We start from the raw sequence: 16,762 nt of genomic DNA, 5'->3' as shown, positions 1-16,762 counted from the left end.
ACGGTGCCGGCTGCCCGGTCAGCCCAGCGCCCTGGCGGCGAGCGCTTCCCGCAGCCGGCGGAGCGCGAGCTCCGCGGCCGCTTCGGTGATCTCCTCGACGCTCGGGCCGATCTCGACCGTCACCGGGATCTCGAGCACGACGCCGGGCGGCGCGGCACCCTGGCCGGGCCGCACGACGGCCGCGCCGTCGCCCTCCGCGGTCACCGTCTCGCCGCGGCGGACGAGGGCGATGCCAGTCCGTTCCACGCGGCCGCCGAGCGGGTCGGCGTCGGCGTCGTCCCGCGCGAGCGCGTCCGGGTCGACCCGCCCCCAGCCCTCCACGTGCCCTTCCATCAGGCGGTGCCCTTCTCCATCAGGGGGTGCCCTTCCATCAGGCGGTGAACGTCGGCCGGGCGATGGCCGGACCGTTCTTCGGGGTGACGTCGACGTGCCGGCTGATACCGGAGAACGTCGCCACCGGGGCGCCGCTGACGGTCGCGTTCGACGGGGACGCCGACGTGATGAGGCACTTCGTCAGCACGAGCGTCGAGAAGTCCCACTCGTCGGCGCTGCCGGTCTGCTTGTACAGACCGATGGAGAACTCCCTGCCCTCGAGGGCCAGCTGGGTGAGCCTCGCCGAGGCCCCGCCGATCGCCTTGACGGACAACGAGAACGTGAAGCTGTCGGGGTTGGCGATCCAGCCGACGTGGGTCGCCTCGATCGAGTGCACGACCTCGGTGTTGAGCGCGAACGTCGGTGAGAAGGAGTCGATCGGCGTCAGCGGGTGCGCGGTGTCGCCGTCGACGACCACCGCCAACCGGGTCTTGGTCCACGTGGCCATCGGTGCTGCCTTTCGGTCGTGAGCCCACCGGCGGGCTCGCCGGCTCGGGGAGGGCTCGGTCGATGCGTCGGGAGGGACGCGGTCAGGCGGTCAGCGCGAGCTTGATGTCGAGGAAGTGGACGGAGCCGGCGTACGCCACCGTGACGATGACGTCGACCGCCCGGCTGGTCCTGGTCGACGTCAGCACCGTCTTCGCTCCGGGTGAGCGGTCCGCCTCCTCGGTCTCGAGGATCGGCAGCACCGGGATGTCGACGGTGTAGCCGTCGATGACCCGGGCCGACCGCAGCGGCTCGAGGATCGCGTCGAACCTGCCGCGCAGGCCCTCCATGCCGAGCCGGTCGATGCGGACGTTCCCGATCGCGCCGATGAGGCCGCCCCTGAGCCGGAACTCGAGGTCGTCGAGGACGCGGACGACGTCGACGTACAGGCGCGACGGATCGATCGGGTTGTACGACCGCCCGGAGCCGAGGAAGACCCCCTCGCCTGCGATGTACTCCGGGTCGAGGAGCGGAAGTATCGCCTTCTCGGCGAGCTGGGCGACCTCGGTGCCGGTGAACTGCCGCGGCAGCGGGATCTCGACACCGGCGACCTGCTTGAGCAGCACGCTGATGTGCGGCTGGTACCCCGCGATCGTCGCCATCGCGCACGCCGCGACGTCGCTGGCCGGGACGCCACCGGCCGTCGCCACCCGCGCGGCGACGAGCACCAGCCGGCCCTCGCCGTTCTTCAGCCCGCCGTACGCGGCGTCCGCGGCGTCCGCGAACGTCTGGCCGTTGCCCACCGCCAGGTCGGGGTCGACCATCGCGACGCCGATCCGCCTGGCGCCGGCGCCGCTGGCGTTCTCGACATGGGTCTTCAGCAGTGCGAGCGTTGCCGGGTCGGTGACCCGGGCGAGGCTGACCAGCTGGACCGGCGCGGTCGCGATCGTCGCAAGTGCCGCCGCCCAGTTCGGGCCAGCGCCCGAGTCGTCGGTCGCGACCGCGTACACCCGGGACGCGCCCGGGCGCTGTAGGAGCACCTCCCGTATCGACCGGTAGAGCGGGCCGGCGGCCTGCCCCTTGTTCGCGATCGCCCCGGTGGTCTGGTCGACGTCCGCGAAGAGGGTGCGGGCCTCGGCCTCGCTGCCGACCAGGACCGGTGTGTTCGGCACGGCGGTGCCGAAGCCGCCGGCCGATCCGACGACGGCGACGTTGCCGAAGGCGCGGGTCGCCGTCGCCTGCAGGCCGCTGGTGTCGATCGTGACCTTGACGTACGGGTACTCGGCGGTGGGGACGCTCATGGTTCTCCTTCGAGGCCGGCGGTCAGATCGCGACCGGGACGATCCCGCTGCTGCGCAGCCGGGAGGTGAGCTCGGACAGCCGGCTTGCGCGGCGGGCCGCGTCGCCGGCGGGCTGCTCGCCCGCGACGACCGGCAGGTCCGCGTCGTCGAGCGCGGCCGCGGGGAAGATCACAAGGCCGGGGCGACCCTCGCGGACGGTGACACCGGGCGGGCGGGCCGGCGGGTCCGCGACGGCGTCGAGCCCGAGGCGGGCCGCCGCGAGCGTCGCCACCGCGTCGAGCAGGCCGGTGCCGAGGTCCTCGACGGCGTGGGCGAGGACGGTGAGCCGGTAGGGCCGCTCGACGTCGGCGCCGGTCGCGTCGCTGACGAGCGTGAGGACGAGCCGGCTCGCCTGCCGGGCCGGGCCGAAGGCGTCCCGGACGGCGTCGAGGGTGGTCAGGCCGCGGCGCCGGAGCACCTGCGCCACCGCGTCCCGGGGAGCGTCGGTGACGTGCGCGGCGATCGCGTCGACCGCCGCGTCGAGGTCGACCGCGGCCTCGATCTGTGCCCGCAGCCCGGTGAGCGGCTCGACCTCGACCGCCGTGACGTCGGTCCGGACGCCGCGCGTCGCCGCGGCCACCGTGACGTCGAGGACGGCGTGCACCGTCGGCGCGGCCGCGGACTGCCACGAGCCGGTCACCTGCCATTCCTGTCCGCCGCCGAGGGGCCGGGCCGTCACGGTGACCGGCAGCTCCGGCGCGAGTGCCGGGGCGAGCGCGACGAGGCGTGCGCTCACCCCCGAAACGTCGCCGACGGCGAGGTCGTCGAAGTCGTATGCCGCGTCGAGGAGCGCCCGGCCTGTCCTCGGCGGCAGGAGCGCGCCGAGTTCGGCGGCGTCGAGGAAACGCAGCAGCGTCCGGTCGGTGAACCTCATACCGGCATCGGCCCCGAGGGGAGTCCCCGCCCGACGAACTCGTTCTCCGCCGCACGGGCATCCGGTAATTCGGGACAAATAACCAGCGGGCCAGAGCCAGAGCCGCCGTTCGTCCGTGCGGGCACCGACACCAACTGGCCGATCTCCCGGTCACGTAGCGCGGGAGCCTGGCTCACGACCGATTCGCCGGGCGCCCGGACGGGCTTCTCGCCGCGCCGCGGGGAGTTCCCCCCGTCGCGCGGGATCTCGACGTTCCACCAAGTCACAGGGTAAGCCGATGTCATGGGAACCCTCCGCAGCGGAACGCCATGTGGGAGCGGAGCGCATAACACCACGGCCAGTGACCCCGTAGCTGTTCCTGTCGTCAACGCGACCGCCACAGGCGAGCAGAAGACCCCAAATCCGAAGGTAGGCGTCAACAAGGGGTGAATCACCCGGACTCGATGGCAGCGCCACTTTTCCACGAGGCCGAAGCTGATACGGCCGGCGAAATCAGCCGGTCATGGCGACGCATGATTTTCCCAGCATTTCGCTGAAGGCCACCAGCAGCTTTCGTCAGCTGCTGCCGGCTTCGCCCGTCCCAGCGCCCGCCACCGGTCTTCCGTTCATCCGTTGAACGAAACCGGGACGGCTACAGGAACGTCCGGGAATTCGCGATACCGAGGAGAAAGGCCGCGAGCACGGCAGGTCATTCCAGTACGACAACAGCGGTCCGAGCAGCGAGATGGATCAACCATTCAGACAGGACGGGGAACGCTCCGTCGGTATCGGGGCCGGGCTCCGGGACGGACGGCTGCCGACGCCCCGCCGGACGCGTACGCCTTGAGCGGGGCCGAAATTCCGGCAGGTGGCAAACTCGTCACACAGGCGACTCCGCCGGGGCAGATCAGTTGTAACTCTGACGGTGCCCGGTCTCGTCAGGCCCGGAGGGGCGCTGGCCCGGGCCGGGCCCCTCCGGGCGGTGGACGCGGTCACACCACGGTCAGGTCACACCAGCAGTGCGCGCTCGCGTGGCGGGACGGGCAGGCCGTCGGGCTCGGCGATCCCGCGGGGCCGGGGAAGGAACTTCGACGCGCCGTGGATGGCCAGCACGCAGAGGCCGATAGTGAGGAAGGTCGCGGCCCACACGAGCCCGCGGGAGAAGTCCTCGCCGTCCAGGTGCAGCGCGATGATGACGGGGCTGCCGATGCCGAAGTTCGCCCCGAACATCGTGACCGGGAAGGCGGCGAACAGCGAGGTCAGGCCCCACGGGCTGGAGACGCGCCGCCAGATCTGCACGGCCAGGACCGTGAACAGGACCGTCTGGGTGCCCTCGAGCACGCCGATCACGGCCGGGTAGTTCCAGATCCGCAGCTCGTAGGGGCCGTAGTAGGTGTAGACGTCGACGCCGGTACCGATCGTCTCGAAGACGCACGAGGTGAGGATCTCCGCCCCCCAGATCGCGAACAGCCCCTTGTGGCTCAGACGGCCCTCGTACATCCGCCGCCCCGCGTACAGCGCGACGGCGGCGTACAGGATGATGTAGCCGCTGTGTGACCAGTTGGGCTGCACGACCCCGAAGGCGCTGAAGTGCGACCACATCGCGCCGGGGTTGCCGGCGCTGTCCGCGTCGAAGAACCACAGGTCGAAGGCGACGTCGTACAGCGGCTCGGCGAACRCCCCGACGCCCGCCGCGAGCAGCGCGCAGAGATAGAACGGCGTCCGCTCCCTGCGCCACAGATAGATCGCGACCGCGATCATACCGAGTACGAGGGCCCAGCTCACCCAGGTGAAGATCGACTGCCAGAGCAGATCGAGTTCGTGTGACACCACGTCCTGCGGCATGCGTCCCAACGAGGACCTCCTTAGTCGGAGCCGTTACGGCCATCACAAATATGACGACCGTCACTCCGGACGTTAAGAGGCGTCACGGGAGCGAAGCCTCCCCTGGAAGGATGCACTCCCTCCACCAGGCGAGGGAAAAACAAAGGGGCGGCAGGCAGCCCCGACGAACATCCAGGACCCCACCAGGCGACGCGGGTTGCATTTTACGTCGATCTCCGTGGCTGGGGTTTCCCCGGTCACCGGAAAGTGTTGCGGGTGCCGGTGACCGCCCGCGGGCGGCCGCGCTGGGCGCCGGCCGGCGGGCCCGGCCCGAGGGTGCGGTCGCCGGTGTGGCCGACCGTGCTCAGGCAGAGCAGGACGTAGCGTTCGGCGATCGCCTCCGGCGGCAGCGGCCCGTCCGGGGAGTACCAGGTGGCCACGCTCTGGCACATGGTCAGGACCGCCCGGCTGGCGTCGGCCGGGATGGGGGTGGCGAAGGCCCCCTGGGCGACACCCGCCTCGACCGTGTCGAGCAACATGTGCTCCAGATAGTCACGCAGCGCGACATACCGGGCCCGGTTCTCCGGCTCGAGGCTACGGATCTCGGTGTCGAGGAAGGCCAGCCCACGGCGGTTGGTCATGTAGAGCACGACGCACTCGACCATGGCCGAGAAGCGGGCCACCGGTTCGTCGCCGGCCTCGGCCACCGCGGCCCGGCAGCGGTCGAGAACGTCGCGGATGGAGGTTTCGATCAGGGTGACCAGCAGGACCTGCTTGTTCTCGTAGTGGTAGTACAGCGCCGGGACGGTCACCCCGACCCGGCGGGCGATGTCGCGTACCGACGTGCCGTGGTAGCCGTGCTCGTTGAACGCCTCCATGGCGTGCCTGAGCACCGGGTGCAGGTTCAGCGGCGGGTATTCGCGCCACCGCTTCGCGGCACCGGCGGCCGCATCCGGTGCCGTGTTCACGCGGGACTCCTCAAGGAATCACCAGGGAATTCATCGGGGGGCCATGCGGATGGCGCCGTCCAGGCGGATGACCTCACCGTTGAGCATGGGATTGTCCACGATGTGCTGGACGAGGGCAGCGTACTCCTCGGGACGGCCAAGCCGGCTGGGGTGCGGTACCTGCGCACCCAGGGAGTTACGGGCCTCCTCCGGCAGCGTGGCCAGCATCGGGGTCTCGAACAGGCCGGGGGCGATGGTGACCACCCGGATCTGCCGGTTGGCGAGGTCGCGGGCGACGGGCAGGGTGAGGCCGACGACGCCGCCCTTGGACGCGGAGTAGGCGGCCTGGCCGATCTGGCCGTCGTAGGCGGCCACCGACGCGGTGTTGACGATGACACCGCGTTCGCCGTCGACGGGGTCGTGGGCGGCGATGCGGGCGGCGGCCAGCCGGATGACGTTGAAGGTGCCGATCAGGTTGATCTGGACGACGCGGGCGAACAGCTCCAGCGGGAGCGGGCCGTCCTTGCCCAGCACCCGGCCCGGGGTACCGATGCCGGCGCAGTTGACCGCGACGCGTATCGGGCCGAGCTGCCCGGCGGCGTCGAGGGCGGCGGTGACGTCCTGTTCGCTGGTGACGTCGGCGGGGGTGAAGACGGCGCGGTCCCCGAGCTTGGCGGCCACGGCCACGCCGTCGGAGGACGGCAGGTCCACCAGGGCCACGGACGCGCCGGCGTCCAGCAGCCGGTGCGCGGTGGCCAGGCCCAGACCGGAGGCCCCGCCGGTGATGAACGCGACACTGCCTTCGATGTTCACGGAAGCTTTCCTCTCACAGAGTCCGGTCTTTCCCTGGCGTGTCGGTGGGCCTTCTACCCACCGACACGGAAGAAATATGATGGCGACGCTCGCGCCCCCGGTAGCCCTTCTTTCTCCCGGCGGCGTTCCATTCGCCTTACAGGCGTTTACAGGCGTTTACAGGCGTCAGGCGTTTACAAGCGTTCGATGATGGTGGCGTTGGCCATCCCACCGCCTTCGCACATGGTCTGCAGACCGTACCGGCCGCCGGTCGCCTCGAGGTGGTTGACCAGGGTGGCGAGCAGCCGGACGCCGGAGGCGCCCAGGGCGTGGCCGAGCGCGATCGCGCCGCCGCGGGGGTTCAGCCGCTCCGGGTCGGCGGCCAGTTCGCGCTGCCACACCAGCGGGACGGGCGCGAACGCCTCGTTGACCTCGTAGGCGTCGATGTCGTCGATGGACAGCCCGGCGCGGGCGAGGATCTTCTGCGTGGCCGGGATGACGCCGGTGAGCATCAGCACCGGGTCCGAACCGGTGACGGCGAAGGCGTGGAACCGGGCCCGGGGACGCAGGCCCAGCCGGTCGGCGGCCCGGGCGCTGACGATCAGGGTGGCCGAGGCCGCGTCGGTGAGCGGGGAGGAGTTGCCCGGGGTGACGTGCCAGCCGATCTCCGGGAAGCGCGCCGCCGAGGGGACGCCGAGGAAGGCCGGCTTCAGCCCGGCCAGCCCCTCCACGGTGGTGCCGGGACGTACGGTCTCGTCCACCCGGTGGTCGCCCACGGGCACGATCTCCCGGTCGAAGCCGCCGGCGGCGGCGGTGGCCGCGGCCAACTGGTGGGAGCGGGCCGAGAACGCGTCCAGGTCCTGGCGTTCCAGCTTCCAGCGGGCGGCGATCAGTTCGGCGGACACCCCCTGCGGGACCAGGCCCTCGGGGTAGCGCTGGCCCAGCAGCGTCCCGGTGGTGTCCTGCCCCTGCGCCGGGTAGCCCATCGGTACCCGGCTCATCGACTCCACACCGCAGGCGATGACCACGTCGTAGGCGCCCGCGAGCACGCCCTGGGCGGCGAAGTGCACCGCCTGCTGACTGGAGCCGCACTGGCGGTCGACGGTGGTGCCGGGTACCGACTCGGGCAGCCCGGCGGCGAGCAGCGCGCTACGGGTGATGTTGGCCGCCTGCTCGCCGGCCTGCGAGACGCAGCCGCCGATGACGTCGTCGACCAGGGCGGGGTCGAGGCCGGTGCGTTCGATGAGCGCCTGGAGCACGCCCGCGAGCAGGTCCACCGGGTGAACGGCGGACAGCGCCCCGCCCGGCTTGCCCTTACCGGACGCGGTCCGTACCACATCGACGATCACAGCGTCGCTCATCCTGCGCTCCTTTCACCGGTCGGGGCGACCCGTTCGCTGTCGCCCCTCCCCTGGACCTTCATGATCCCTCGCGCAAACCACGATCATTTATTTATCGATCGATAAACAGGCACGCTAGGCTCCGACGACCGCGTTCGTCAAGCTGCGGCGATCCCGGCACCAGTAGCCACGATATGCCTATTGAACAGCCAGAAGGCATGATCGAAATGAACATGCGGAAGTTTTCTGGCCGCAGGGGATTGACCCTCCACTCCGCCGGTCCTACCGTCCACTTCCGTCTTCTTAGCGATCGGTAAACAAGATTTTTCCGTTCCGATCGAACACCCCGATCGAGGAGTTCCACGGTGGAGCGCACACTCTACGAGCAGGACCACGAGGACTTCCGAGCCGTCGCCCGGGAGTTCGTCGCCCGCGAGGTCATTCCCCACCAGCAGCGCTGGGACGAGGAGTCGCTGGGACGAGGAGTAAAGCCACCACGTTGCCGTTCCGCGACCAGAAATGCTTCGAGACGTGATGTCGCGACCGACGCTCGGGCCTTGTTCATCCGCATTCATCCGTACCCGGCCAGGACGGCGATCGCCCGGGTACCAAAGGCCGCGGCGGCGTCGATGACCAGCCGGTGCTACCTTCGTTCAGAGCCAACCCCTGTTGCGCCGACACCGCCGCCGGTCCTTACCAGGGAGTGTTCCGCCGGAGGTTACTGGAGGCATGGCCAACAGCGGCATCGAAGCACGGCGCAAGGCCGCCATCCAGGACGGCAGCGCCAGCTACGTCGCGCGACGCAAGGAGATCATCCAGACGGCCGCCCACGTCTTCAAGGAGCGCGGGTTCGCAGCCACCCTCCGCGACGTCGCGGAGGCTCTGGGCGCTGACCGCGCCTCCCTCTACTACTACGTCGGCAGCAAGGACGAACTGCTCCAGGAGATCGTCCGCGAGGCGCTGGCGCGGGACATCGAGGTTGCGGAAGCGGTCAGGAACAGCGACTCAGGCACCGAGGACAAGATCCGGGCGCTTATCACGTCGATGGTCACGGGCTACGCCGAGAACTACCCCCACATGCACGTCTACATCGAGGACCTCGGGCGCATCGCCCGCCAGGACAGCGAGTGGGCGAAGCAGGTGATCCAGCAGACCCGGGAGACTACGAGGCGCTGGTCCTGTCGATCCTCACCAGGGGGCGCGAYGACCTTCCTCTGGACGTCTCCGCAATGGCGCTGCTTGGAATGATCAACTGGATGTACCGGTGGTACCGGCCCACCTTTCACAGCGGCCCGGAAGAAATCGCGCGCACCTTCGCGGAACTGTTCCTCAACGGATATACGCCTCCCAGCGGGGCCTGAATGGCCGCGGCACCCGGGTTCCGGGTCCCGCGCGCCGCTCGTCCGGGAGTCAGCCTCCGATGACCTTGCGATACACGCGCGGGCCGTCGTAGTCGTTCACCGCGTAGTGCCACGTGGCCTGGTTGTCCCAGATCACGAAGTCCCCCGGCTTCCAGCCGAAGCCCACGGTGTAGTTGGGCGAGGAGGCATGCGCCAAGAGGAACGGCAGGAGGGCTTCGCTCTCGGCCGGGCCGATGCCGGTCAGACGGAGGGCCGACGAGCTGAGGAAGAGCCCCTTGCGGCCGGTGTGGCGGTGTGTGCGCACCACCGGGTGCTCGATGACCCCGGTCGTCGGCGGTCGGTCGTAGGTCCCGTCCCCGGGGTAGTCGCTGTACACGGCGCTGACCGATTCCAGCAGTCGCCTGAACGGCTCGGACAGGCCGTCGTACGCGGCCTGCAGATCGGCCCACAGTGTGCGACCGCCGATCTCCGGCACCACCTGATAGGTCAGCGACTCGATGGTGAACGGCGGATTCCGCCAGATACCGCCGACGTGCCACCTCGCGGCCCCGCCGGCCTTCTCGAGGTTGAAGACGTACACCAGCCGGTTGTCCTCATGGCGGTACAGCCACTTGGGGTGGTCGAACGGCTCGTCGAAGATCCGTACAGCCTCTACATGCGCGTCTGGCGACAGGTGCTGGTCGCGAAGGACCAGCACCTTGTACTTCCAGAAGTCGTCGCGCAGGGCTTCGGCGGTGGCGTCGTCGACGCCGCTGGCCAGGTCGACACCGACGATCTCGGCGCCGAGAACGGGGCTGGCCTGGCGGACCTCGTAAGGCGCGGTACGGGTGGCGGTCATCGTGGCCCCCTCTGCGTGTGATGTAGACAAAGTCTACTATCTCGATAGGGTTTACGGGAATCCATGTCGAAACCGGCCCGGCCAAGAAGAGACCATGATCGGCATGGTTCCTTACGTTAGGGATCCGCAGCCGTTCACAACCCTGCCCGTGAACGAAACCGGGGTGACTTCAGCGAACAGTCACATTTGTGGTGTTCGTGAAGATTCACCGTTTTTCGTCAGCTCGAGCCGACGGACCTGCCGTCTGTTCGTAGTCGTCCGCCGGCGTCCGTTCACGTTGCTGTGAGCGGTAACCGTCGGCCGCCCGAGATGTGGATGTCCAGCGACAGCTACTCGCCGACGGTGCGGCCATCCGTCGCCCTGAGCCGGAAGGCGGCGCGGATGTCGCGCAGCGGCTGCCGGTAGGGGTGGTCTCCGTTGTCGTCGCCGTTGAGCGGCGGTCTCATAGCGCCGATCACAGCAGTCTCGACCGCGGCTGGTTCGTCCCTGGTTATCCAGGAGACGGACAGGTGCGAAACCTGCCAGCGGAGAAGCCAGGCAAGCTGTGYCGGCGGCAGCAGGACCTTCTTCGCCATCCTGTACGGAGTCAGTTGACCATYGGTCACAAGGTGTGCCGCGAGCGTGAAACGGAAGGTGGAGGAACCGGTGTTCGCGCCGAGATGCTGCCCCACGACGCGTTGCCGGAGGCTGACCTTCGCGATGCCGACGTACAGCAATCCGAGGGGCAGGGAAGGATGAGCCGGTCTCGGTATTCCCGGAAGCGCCCCTGGAACAGCCCACCATGCGTACAGGCCGGGCTTTCCCGGGACGGTTCCCGGGTCGGAGCCGGCAATGCTGCCCGCCGGTACGGGCGCTGCGCACAGTGCCTGACAGACATCTTCCGCGGTCAGGAAGCCGCCATTCGGACCGTCCACCCTGTCAGTGGACCACGGGCGGTTTCACTGCCCGCCCACCGGCACGTCCGCGCCGGTGGGCAGCGACGCTTCGGCGCGGACCTGTTCGGACTCGGCGTCGGTGAACAGCCTCGAGCGCAGCAGGAAGCGCACGCCCAGCGGCGCTTCGAGGGAGAACCCGCTGCCCCTGCCAGGCACCACGTCCACCGTGAGGTGGGTGTGCTGCCAGTAGCGGTACTGGTCGGCGCTCATCCAGAACGGCGTGTCACAGGCAACCCGGCCAAGCAGCACGTCGGCGCCGCCGACGCGGAACTCGCCGCGCGGGTAGCACATCGGGGCACTGCCATCGCAGCAGCCCCCGGACTGATGGAACATCACCGGGCCGTGTGTGTCGACCAGTACGCGCAGGACTTCCTCCGCGGCCGGGGTGAGCCGCACGCGCTCGGTGCGCCTCCCCCGGCCGTCTCCCTGGCCGTCTCCCTGGTCGACTCCCTGGTCGACGAGGTCCATCAGAAGAAGCCGAGCTTCTTCGGCGAATAACTGACCAGCAGGTTCTTGGTCTGCTGGTAGTGGTCCAGCATCATCCGGTGGGTTTCCCGGCCGATCCCGGACTTCTTGTACCCACCGAACGCCGCGTGCGCGGGATAGGAGTGATAGTTGTTCACCCATACCCGACCGGCCCTGATTTCCCGGCCGAACCGGTACGCGGTGTTGATGTCCCGGCTCCACACCCCGGCACCGAGACCGTAGAGCGTGTCGTTGGCCAGCTTGAGCGCCTCGTCCGGCGAGTCGTACGTGGTCACCGACACGACCGGACCGAAGATCTCCTCCTGGAAGATCCGCATGTCGTTGGTGCCACGGAAGACTGTCGGCTCGACGTAGTAGCCGCCCTCGAGGCCGTCGACCTTGCGGGGGCTGCCGCCGGTGAGGATCTCGGCGCCCTCCCTGATGCCGATGTCGATATAGGAAAGGATCTTCTCGTACTGATCGTTGCTGGCCTGAGCGCCGATCATGGTGGCGGGATCGAGCGGGTCGCCGCCCACGATCGCCCTGGTCCGCTCGATGCAGCGGCCGATGAACTCGTCGTAGATCGAGGAGGCGATCAGCGCGCGGGACGGGCAGGTGCATACTTCACCCTGGTTCAACGCGAACAGGACGAAACCCTCGACGGCCTTGTCCAGGAAGTCGTCGTCGACGGCCAGCACGTCCGGCAGGAAGATGTTCGGGCTCTTGCCGCCCAGCTCAAGGGTCACCGGGATGATGTTCTCGCTGGCGTACTGCATGATCAGTCGCCCGGTGGTGGTTTCACCAGTGAAAGCGATCTTGGCGACCCGGCCGCTCGAGGCCAGCGGCTTGCCCGCCTCGACGCCGAAGCCGTTGACCACGTTCAGYACCCCCGGCGGCAGGAGGTCGGCGATCAGCCCGACCACGAGCAGCAGGCTGGCCGGAGTCTGTTCGGCAGGCTTGATCACCACACAGTTGCCGGCCGCCAGCGCGGGCGCGAGCTTCCACGCGGCCATCAGGATGGGGAAGTTCCACGGGATGATCTGACCGACCACGCCAAGCGGTTCCTGGAAGTGATAGGCGACCGTGTCCGCGTCGATCTCTCCGATGCTGCCCTCCTGGGCTCGCACCGCCCCCGCGAAGTACCGGAAGTGGTCCACCGCGAGCGGCAGGTCGGCGGCCAGCGTCTCGCGGACCGGCTTGCCGTTGTCCCAGGTCTCGGCGACCGCGAGCTTCTCCAGGTTCTGCTCGATCCGATCCGCGATCCGGTTGAGGATGTTGGCGCGTTCGGTCACCGATGTCCGGCCCCACTTCGCCGCGGCGGCGTGCGCGGCGTCCAGGGCGAGGTCGATGTCCGCGGCGCTGGAGCGGGCGACCTCACAGAACACCTGACCGTTGACCRGCGAGGGATTGGCGAAGTAGYGGCCCTCGGTCGGGGGCACCCACGTGCCACCGATGAAGTTCTCGTAGCGCTGGGCGAACTGAACGATGCTGCCCTCGGCGCCTGGCGGGGTGTATGCCATGAGTGCGCTCCTGGCCGATGTCGTCCACCGTCATCGGGTGGTCAATGTGTGATGTAGAGCACCCTGCACACGTGAGGTTGGCGAAAGGTTGGTGGCGACGGCCGGCTGCCCTGGCATGTTTCGGAAGTCGTCGTCCGATCAGGAAACCGCGCCCAGCTGGGATGAACCGACCGGTGCCAGATGGGATGAACCGGTGTCAGTGGGAGCGGTCGCTCACTCGCGCAACGCGGCCTGAAGCCGGGCAGCGACGATGCCCCGGCGCGCGTCGTGCGGCGGCAGCAGTCGGTGTGCGTACTCATGGACCTGCGCGTCGAAGGGATGACGCTGGCCATAGAGCAGAGCGAGCTCCGCCTGCTCGGAAGCCAGCACCGCATCCCGCACGGCCACCGCGAGGTGCTCGCGCCACATCGTGATACCCGGTGCTTCCGAGTGCGGTAGCAGCGGCGCCGTATAGCGGCGCACAGCGGCAGGAGCGTCCCTGTCGGCAAGGGCGTCGAGTACATCGGCAGCGTCGCAGGAGATCGGCGCGGTCAGCGCGTACCGGCGGTTCGTCAGCGCTCCGCCGAGGGTCCGACGCAGGTGGGACACCTCGGCCTTGAGAGTGGTGGCGGTGATCTGCCGATCACCGTACAGGGCCGCGCGCAGCCCCTCCGGAGAGAAGCCGTCCGCCTCCAGCGCGAGCAGCGTGAGGATCTCCAGCTGGCGCGGTGGCAACCGCAGGGGCACACCGTCGCACAGCGCCGTGCCGCTGCCGAGGCAACTCAGCCGCACCCCGGGCGTGGCGGCCGTGACCGACCCGGAGGGACRCAGCCGCGACTCGATCGCGGTTACCAGCGTCCGTACGGTGGACATGGCAAGTGGGTGCGAACGGTTCCAGGTGGTGGAGAGATCCAGCACGCCGAGCGTCTGCCCGTTGGGGTCGCGGATCGGCGCCGACCAGCACGACCATTCGTGGAGCGCCTCAACCAGATGCTCGGCGGAGAACACGCTGGCCGGCCGCCCGTAGTGAAGCACGAGTGACATCGCGTTGGTGCCCATCGCCCGCTCGTCCCACCGGCTGCCCGGCGCGAAGTTGACCCGCTCGGCTCGCCGCCGCATCACCCGCCCACCGCAGGTCCACAACATCCCGCCGGACTCGTCGGTGACCCCGACGATGAACCCGGCGTCGTCGGCGATGGCGCGCAGTTCGTCGCCGAGCTCACGTATCGGTTCACGCAGCGGGGAGTCCCGCCAGATGGCCGCGGGATCCAGGTCCTCAGCCGAGGGCGCGCTGTCCCGCGCCGGGTCCACGACGCGCACCGAGCGAGCCCAGGACTGCGCGACGAGCGGTCGCAGCACGGCGCCGTCCTGGCGCGTGGTGATCCACCTCGCCCACTCCCGCTCGAGCGTGCTGCGCTGGTGCCGCAGGCTCGAATCCCCTGTGGTCACGGCTACTCCCGGATCGACCACGAGCGCCCGTACACTGACCCGCCGCTCATCATCCGCCGCTCATTCCGGGCGGGCAAAGATCGTGTTGACGCTACACCTCGAAGTCGATGCGGTCCAGGTCAGTCCGCATGGCGGGGACGCCAGGCATGACAGGGATACGTGCGGGACTCCGAAATCCGGGTTTCAGCCTGTGAACTGGACTTTTACGGTTGACATGATCGCCTGCTGTCGGGCGTACGGGCCCGGTTCACAAACTCCTGCCAGGAACCTGTCCGTTCTTCACCGCGCGGATCGCCCCAGCCAATAGAGCAAACGTATTCGCGACGGCCATACGGTTAACGACGCAGAGTGGTGGGACGGGTGGACCCGAACCCACGGCCGACAGATTGTGAAAATCTTCCGTGGTCCGTCCGCCCGCGTCGATGACTGGTCGGCCAGGCGACAGCCCGCGGCTTGTGCGGTGGGTGGTAGTGGCATGCTGGAGAGGTGACCAGGGGAGGCGACGAGGCTACCGAGCCGGACTTCTTCGTGTCGTATACAGGGGGAGACCGGGCGTGGGCCGAGTGGATCGCCTGGGTGTTGGAAGACGCCGATTACCGGGTGGTGATCCAGGCCTGGGATTTCCGCGCGGGAGCGCACTTCGTGGAAGAGGTGCAGCAGGCGACCGCGCGGGCCACCCGGACGGTGGCGGTGCTGTCGGCGGCCTATCTGGAGTCGGCGTTCACGGCGCCGGAGTGGCAGGAGGCGTGGCGGGCGGACCCGTCGGGTCAGGCGCGGAAGCTGTTGGTGTTCCGGATCGAGCAGTGCCCGCGGCCGGGTCTGCTCGCCCAGGTGGTCATGGTTGACCTGTTCGGTATCCGAAAGGACGTGGCACGCCGCGCGGTGCTCGCCGCTGCCGCGGGCAGGCGGGGAAAGCCGGCTACAGAACCGGACTTCCCCGGTGGCCCGGCCGGTACGGAGGTGGCGGTGGGCGCTCCGGTGTTCCCGCCGGATCTGCCGGCGATGTGGAACGTACCGGCCCGGCTGGCGAACTTCGTCGGCCGTGAATCGCTGCTCACTCAGATACATGACCGACTGGCGGCGACGGGGTCGGTGGCGGTGACCGTGCTGGAGGGAATGGGTGGGGTCGGGAAGACCGCGCTCGCGGTCGAGTACATCCACCGGTATGCCGACGCTTTCGACCGGGTGGGCTGGGTACCGGCCGAGCAGCCGGAGCTGGTCGGCGGGTATCTGGCGGGGTTGGCCTCGATGGTGGGCCTGTCCCAGGATGCGGAACCGGCCGCGGTGGTGGCGGCGTGGGCACGCCGGCCGCGGTCGCTGCTGGTGTTCGACAACGCCGACGACCCCGAAACGGTCAAGACGATCAAGGGGCTTCGCCCGTCACCAGGGGCGGGCCGGCTGCTGGTGACCTCTCGGCGGCGGGGCTTCACCGCTCTCGGCGCAACGGTCACCGTGCCGCTGCTGCCACGGGCCGAGGCGATGTGCATCCTCACCGACCGGTTCCCGGCGCTGGATCCGACGGTCGCGGATCAGATCTGCGACCTGCTGGGGGACCTGCCGTTGGCGGTCGAGCAGGCCGCCGGCTATCTCGACCAGACCGGCACTCCACCAGAGGAGTACGCCGAACTCCTCGCCAAGCATCTCGGCGACATGCTCGCGGAAGGGGAGGTGGCCGATCGGCCGGGGGTCACCGTCGCGGTGCTGTGGGAGCTGTCCGTGCGCCGGCTGCGCGATGAGTGCCCGGCCGCGGTGGAACTGCTGGAACTGTGGGCGCTGTGCGCCCCGGAGACGATCCCCCTCGATCTGTTCGGGGATCCGGCAGGGTTCGACGACGGGCCGCTGAAGAACGCGGCCGCCAGTCGGGCGGTGTGGGCGCACACGGTCGGGGCGCTGGTCGGGTACAGCCTGGCCCGCCGGGATCAGGACACGGTGGACGTACACCGGCTGGTGCAGGCCACCACCCGTCACCGGCTGCCGTCGGATCGGCAGAAGGTGCACACGGCCACCCTGCTTCGGCTGTTCCGGGCCAGCCTGCCCGGCGATGTCGCCCGCAACCCGCAGGTCTGGCCCAGGTGGCGTGCCCTGCTGCCGCATGTTCGCACCGTTCTCGACCGCGGCGGCGACAGCGCGGGAGACGACTCGGCATGGTTGTGTGACCGCGCCGCGGTCTACCTCCGGCAGGAGGGGCAGTTCGCACTCGCGATCCCGCTGTCCCAACGGGCGCTGGCCGAGTGGACGCTGGTCCTGGGCCCCAACCACCCCGACACGCTGACCTCCTGCAACAACCTCGCCGACGCCTACCGGGCGGCGGGCCGCCTGAA

The 16,762-nt window shown here is 69.3% G+C and carries 17 protein-coding genes; 4 read left to right on the top strand and 13 right to left on the bottom strand.

Going from position 1 to position 16,762, the window contains the following annotated elements:
• Nucleotides 1–18 precede the first annotated feature (18 nt).
• The 8 genes from BL254_RS16025 to BL254_RS15990 form a co-directional block, all read right to left on the bottom strand.
• Nucleotides 19–333, bottom strand: a complete 315-nt coding sequence (locus BL254_RS16025; RefSeq protein WP_047225215.1) for a hypothetical protein — start codon at nucleotides 331–333, stop codon at nucleotides 19–21.
• A gap of 37 nt (nucleotides 334–370) precedes the next feature.
• The gene (locus BL254_RS16020; protein ID WP_013874652.1) at nucleotides 371–820 is read right to left on the bottom strand and encodes a hypothetical protein; all 450 of its coding nucleotides are present in this window, start codon (nucleotides 818–820) and stop codon (nucleotides 371–373) included.
• A gap of 82 nt (nucleotides 821–902) precedes the next feature.
• Nucleotides 903–2,099, bottom strand: coding sequence for a hypothetical protein (locus BL254_RS16015; RefSeq protein ID WP_047225214.1), 1,197 nt, complete (start codon nucleotides 2,097–2,099; stop codon nucleotides 903–905).
• Between the two features lie 22 nt (nucleotides 2,100–2,121).
• Nucleotides 2,122–3,012, bottom strand: coding sequence for a hypothetical protein (locus BL254_RS16010; RefSeq protein ID WP_076843845.1), 891 nt, complete (start codon nucleotides 3,010–3,012; stop codon nucleotides 2,122–2,124).
• 987 nt (nucleotides 3,013–3,999) lie between these two features.
• Nucleotides 4,000–4,845, bottom strand: coding sequence for a hypothetical protein (locus BL254_RS16005; RefSeq protein ID WP_076843843.1), 846 nt, complete (start codon nucleotides 4,843–4,845; stop codon nucleotides 4,000–4,002).
• 227 nt (nucleotides 4,846–5,072) lie between these two features.
• Nucleotides 5,073–5,783 (bottom strand): TetR/AcrR family transcriptional regulator, encoded by a 711-nt coding sequence (locus BL254_RS16000; protein ID WP_076843841.1) that lies wholly within the window; start codon nucleotides 5,781–5,783, stop codon nucleotides 5,073–5,075.
• A 30-nt stretch (nucleotides 5,784–5,813) separates the two neighbouring features.
• Nucleotides 5,814–6,575: a 3-hydroxyacyl-CoA dehydrogenase gene (locus BL254_RS15995; protein WP_047225128.1), complete on the bottom strand. Its 762-nt coding sequence runs from the start codon at nucleotides 6,573–6,575 to the stop codon at nucleotides 5,814–5,816.
• Between the two features lie 173 nt (nucleotides 6,576–6,748).
• Nucleotides 6,749–7,915, bottom strand: a complete 1,167-nt coding sequence (locus BL254_RS15990; protein ID WP_047225129.1) for a thiolase family protein — start codon at nucleotides 7,913–7,915, stop codon at nucleotides 6,749–6,751.
• Between the two features lie 708 nt (nucleotides 7,916–8,623).
• Between BL254_RS15990 and BL254_RS15985 the strand changes: the two genes are divergently transcribed.
• Together BL254_RS15985 and BL254_RS29510 are read left to right on the top strand one after the other, a co-directional pair.
• Nucleotides 8,624–9,142 carry a TetR/AcrR family transcriptional regulator gene (locus BL254_RS15985; RefSeq protein ID WP_217699300.1) on the top strand — a complete coding sequence of 173 codons (519 nt, stop codon included), beginning with the start codon at nucleotides 8,624–8,626 and terminating at the stop codon, nucleotides 9,140–9,142.
• Entirely contained in the window at nucleotides 9,067–9,255 is a 189-nt protein-coding gene (locus tag BL254_RS29510) for a hypothetical protein (RefSeq protein ID WP_371390772.1), read from the top strand. The genes BL254_RS15985 and BL254_RS29510 overlap by 76 nt, the downstream gene beginning before the upstream one ends.
• Nucleotides 9,256–9,304: 49 nt before the next feature.
• Here BL254_RS29510 and BL254_RS15980 read toward each other — a convergent pair whose 3' ends face one another.
• The 3 genes from BL254_RS15980 to BL254_RS15970 all read right to left on the bottom strand — a co-directional run bounded on the left by BL254_RS15980 (nucleotide 9,305) and on the right by BL254_RS15970 (nucleotide 11,424).
• The gene (locus BL254_RS15980; protein WP_047225130.1) at nucleotides 9,305–10,093 is read right to left on the bottom strand and encodes a TauD/TfdA family dioxygenase; all 789 of its coding nucleotides are present in this window, start codon (nucleotides 10,091–10,093) and stop codon (nucleotides 9,305–9,307) included.
• Between the two features lie 329 nt (nucleotides 10,094–10,422).
• The gene (locus BL254_RS29505) at nucleotides 10,423–11,007 is read right to left on the bottom strand and encodes a GIY-YIG nuclease family protein (protein WP_076843839.1); all 585 of its coding nucleotides are present in this window, start codon (nucleotides 11,005–11,007) and stop codon (nucleotides 10,423–10,425) included.
• Nucleotides 11,008–11,031: 24 nt separating this feature from the next.
• Complete coding sequence (locus tag BL254_RS15970; RefSeq protein ID WP_047225133.1) at nucleotides 11,032–11,424, bottom strand: DUF779 domain-containing protein; 393 nt, start codon at nucleotides 11,422–11,424, stop codon at nucleotides 11,032–11,034.
• Here BL254_RS15970 and BL254_RS28465 point away from each other — a divergent pair.
• Entirely contained in the window at nucleotides 11,353–11,526 is a 174-nt protein-coding gene (locus BL254_RS28465; RefSeq protein WP_175648390.1) for a hypothetical protein, read from the top strand. The two genes, BL254_RS15970 and BL254_RS28465, sit on opposite strands and share 72 nt — an antisense overlap.
• On the opposite strand, the gene BL254_RS15965 is transcribed toward BL254_RS28465, so the two are convergent.
• Both BL254_RS15965 and BL254_RS15960 read right to left on the bottom strand, forming a co-directional pair.
• Nucleotides 11,496–13,013, bottom strand: coding sequence for an aldehyde dehydrogenase family protein (locus tag BL254_RS15965; protein WP_076843837.1), 1,518 nt, complete (start codon nucleotides 13,011–13,013; stop codon nucleotides 11,496–11,498). The genes BL254_RS28465 and BL254_RS15965 overlap by 31 nt on opposite strands.
• 213 nt (nucleotides 13,014–13,226) lie before the next feature.
• Entirely contained in the window at nucleotides 13,227–14,441 is a 1,215-nt protein-coding gene (locus BL254_RS15960) for a helix-turn-helix domain-containing protein (protein WP_076843896.1), read from the bottom strand.
• A gap of 486 nt (nucleotides 14,442–14,927) precedes the next feature.
• Between BL254_RS15960 and fxsT the strand changes: the two genes are divergently transcribed.
• Nucleotides 14,928–16,762, top strand: a 1,835-nt coding sequence (gene fxsT / locus BL254_RS15955) for an FxSxx-COOH system tetratricopeptide repeat protein (RefSeq protein WP_076843835.1), incomplete at its 3' end; no start/stop codon positions are given.

Origin of the sequence: Protofrankia sp. BMG5.30 (genome assembly GCF_001983005.1) — a bacterium.
GTDB lineage: Bacteria > Actinomycetota > Actinomycetes > Frankiales > Frankiaceae > Protofrankia > Protofrankia coriariae.
Note: the sequence above shows the minus strand (reverse complement) of the source record. Positions and strands in the feature narration are given on the sequence as shown.

Coding starts and splice junctions, on each gene's coding strand:
- BL254_RS15990 (WP_047225129.1), bottom strand. CDS start 7,915: ATGAGCGACGCTGTGATCGTCGATGTGGTACGGACCGCGTCCGGTAAG.
- BL254_RS16025 (WP_047225215.1), bottom strand. CDS start 333: ATGGAAGGGCACGTGGAGGGCTGGGGGCGGGTCGACCCGGACGCGCTC.
- BL254_RS16020 (WP_013874652.1), bottom strand. CDS start 820: ATGGCCACGTGGACCAAGACCCGGTTGGCGGTGGTCGTCGACGGCGAC.
- BL254_RS28465 (WP_175648390.1), top strand. CDS start 11,353: ATGGAACATCACCGGGCCGTGTGTGTCGACCAGTACGCGCAGGACTTC.
- BL254_RS16010 (WP_076843845.1), bottom strand. CDS start 3,012: ATGAGGTTCACCGACCGGACGCTGCTGCGTTTCCTCGACGCCGCCGAA.
- BL254_RS16015 (WP_047225214.1), bottom strand. CDS start 2,099: ATGAGCGTCCCCACCGCCGAGTACCCGTACGTCAAGGTCACGATCGAC.
- BL254_RS15980 (WP_047225130.1), bottom strand. CDS start 10,093: ATGACCGCCACCCGTACCGCGCCTTACGAGGTCCGCCAGGCCAGCCCC.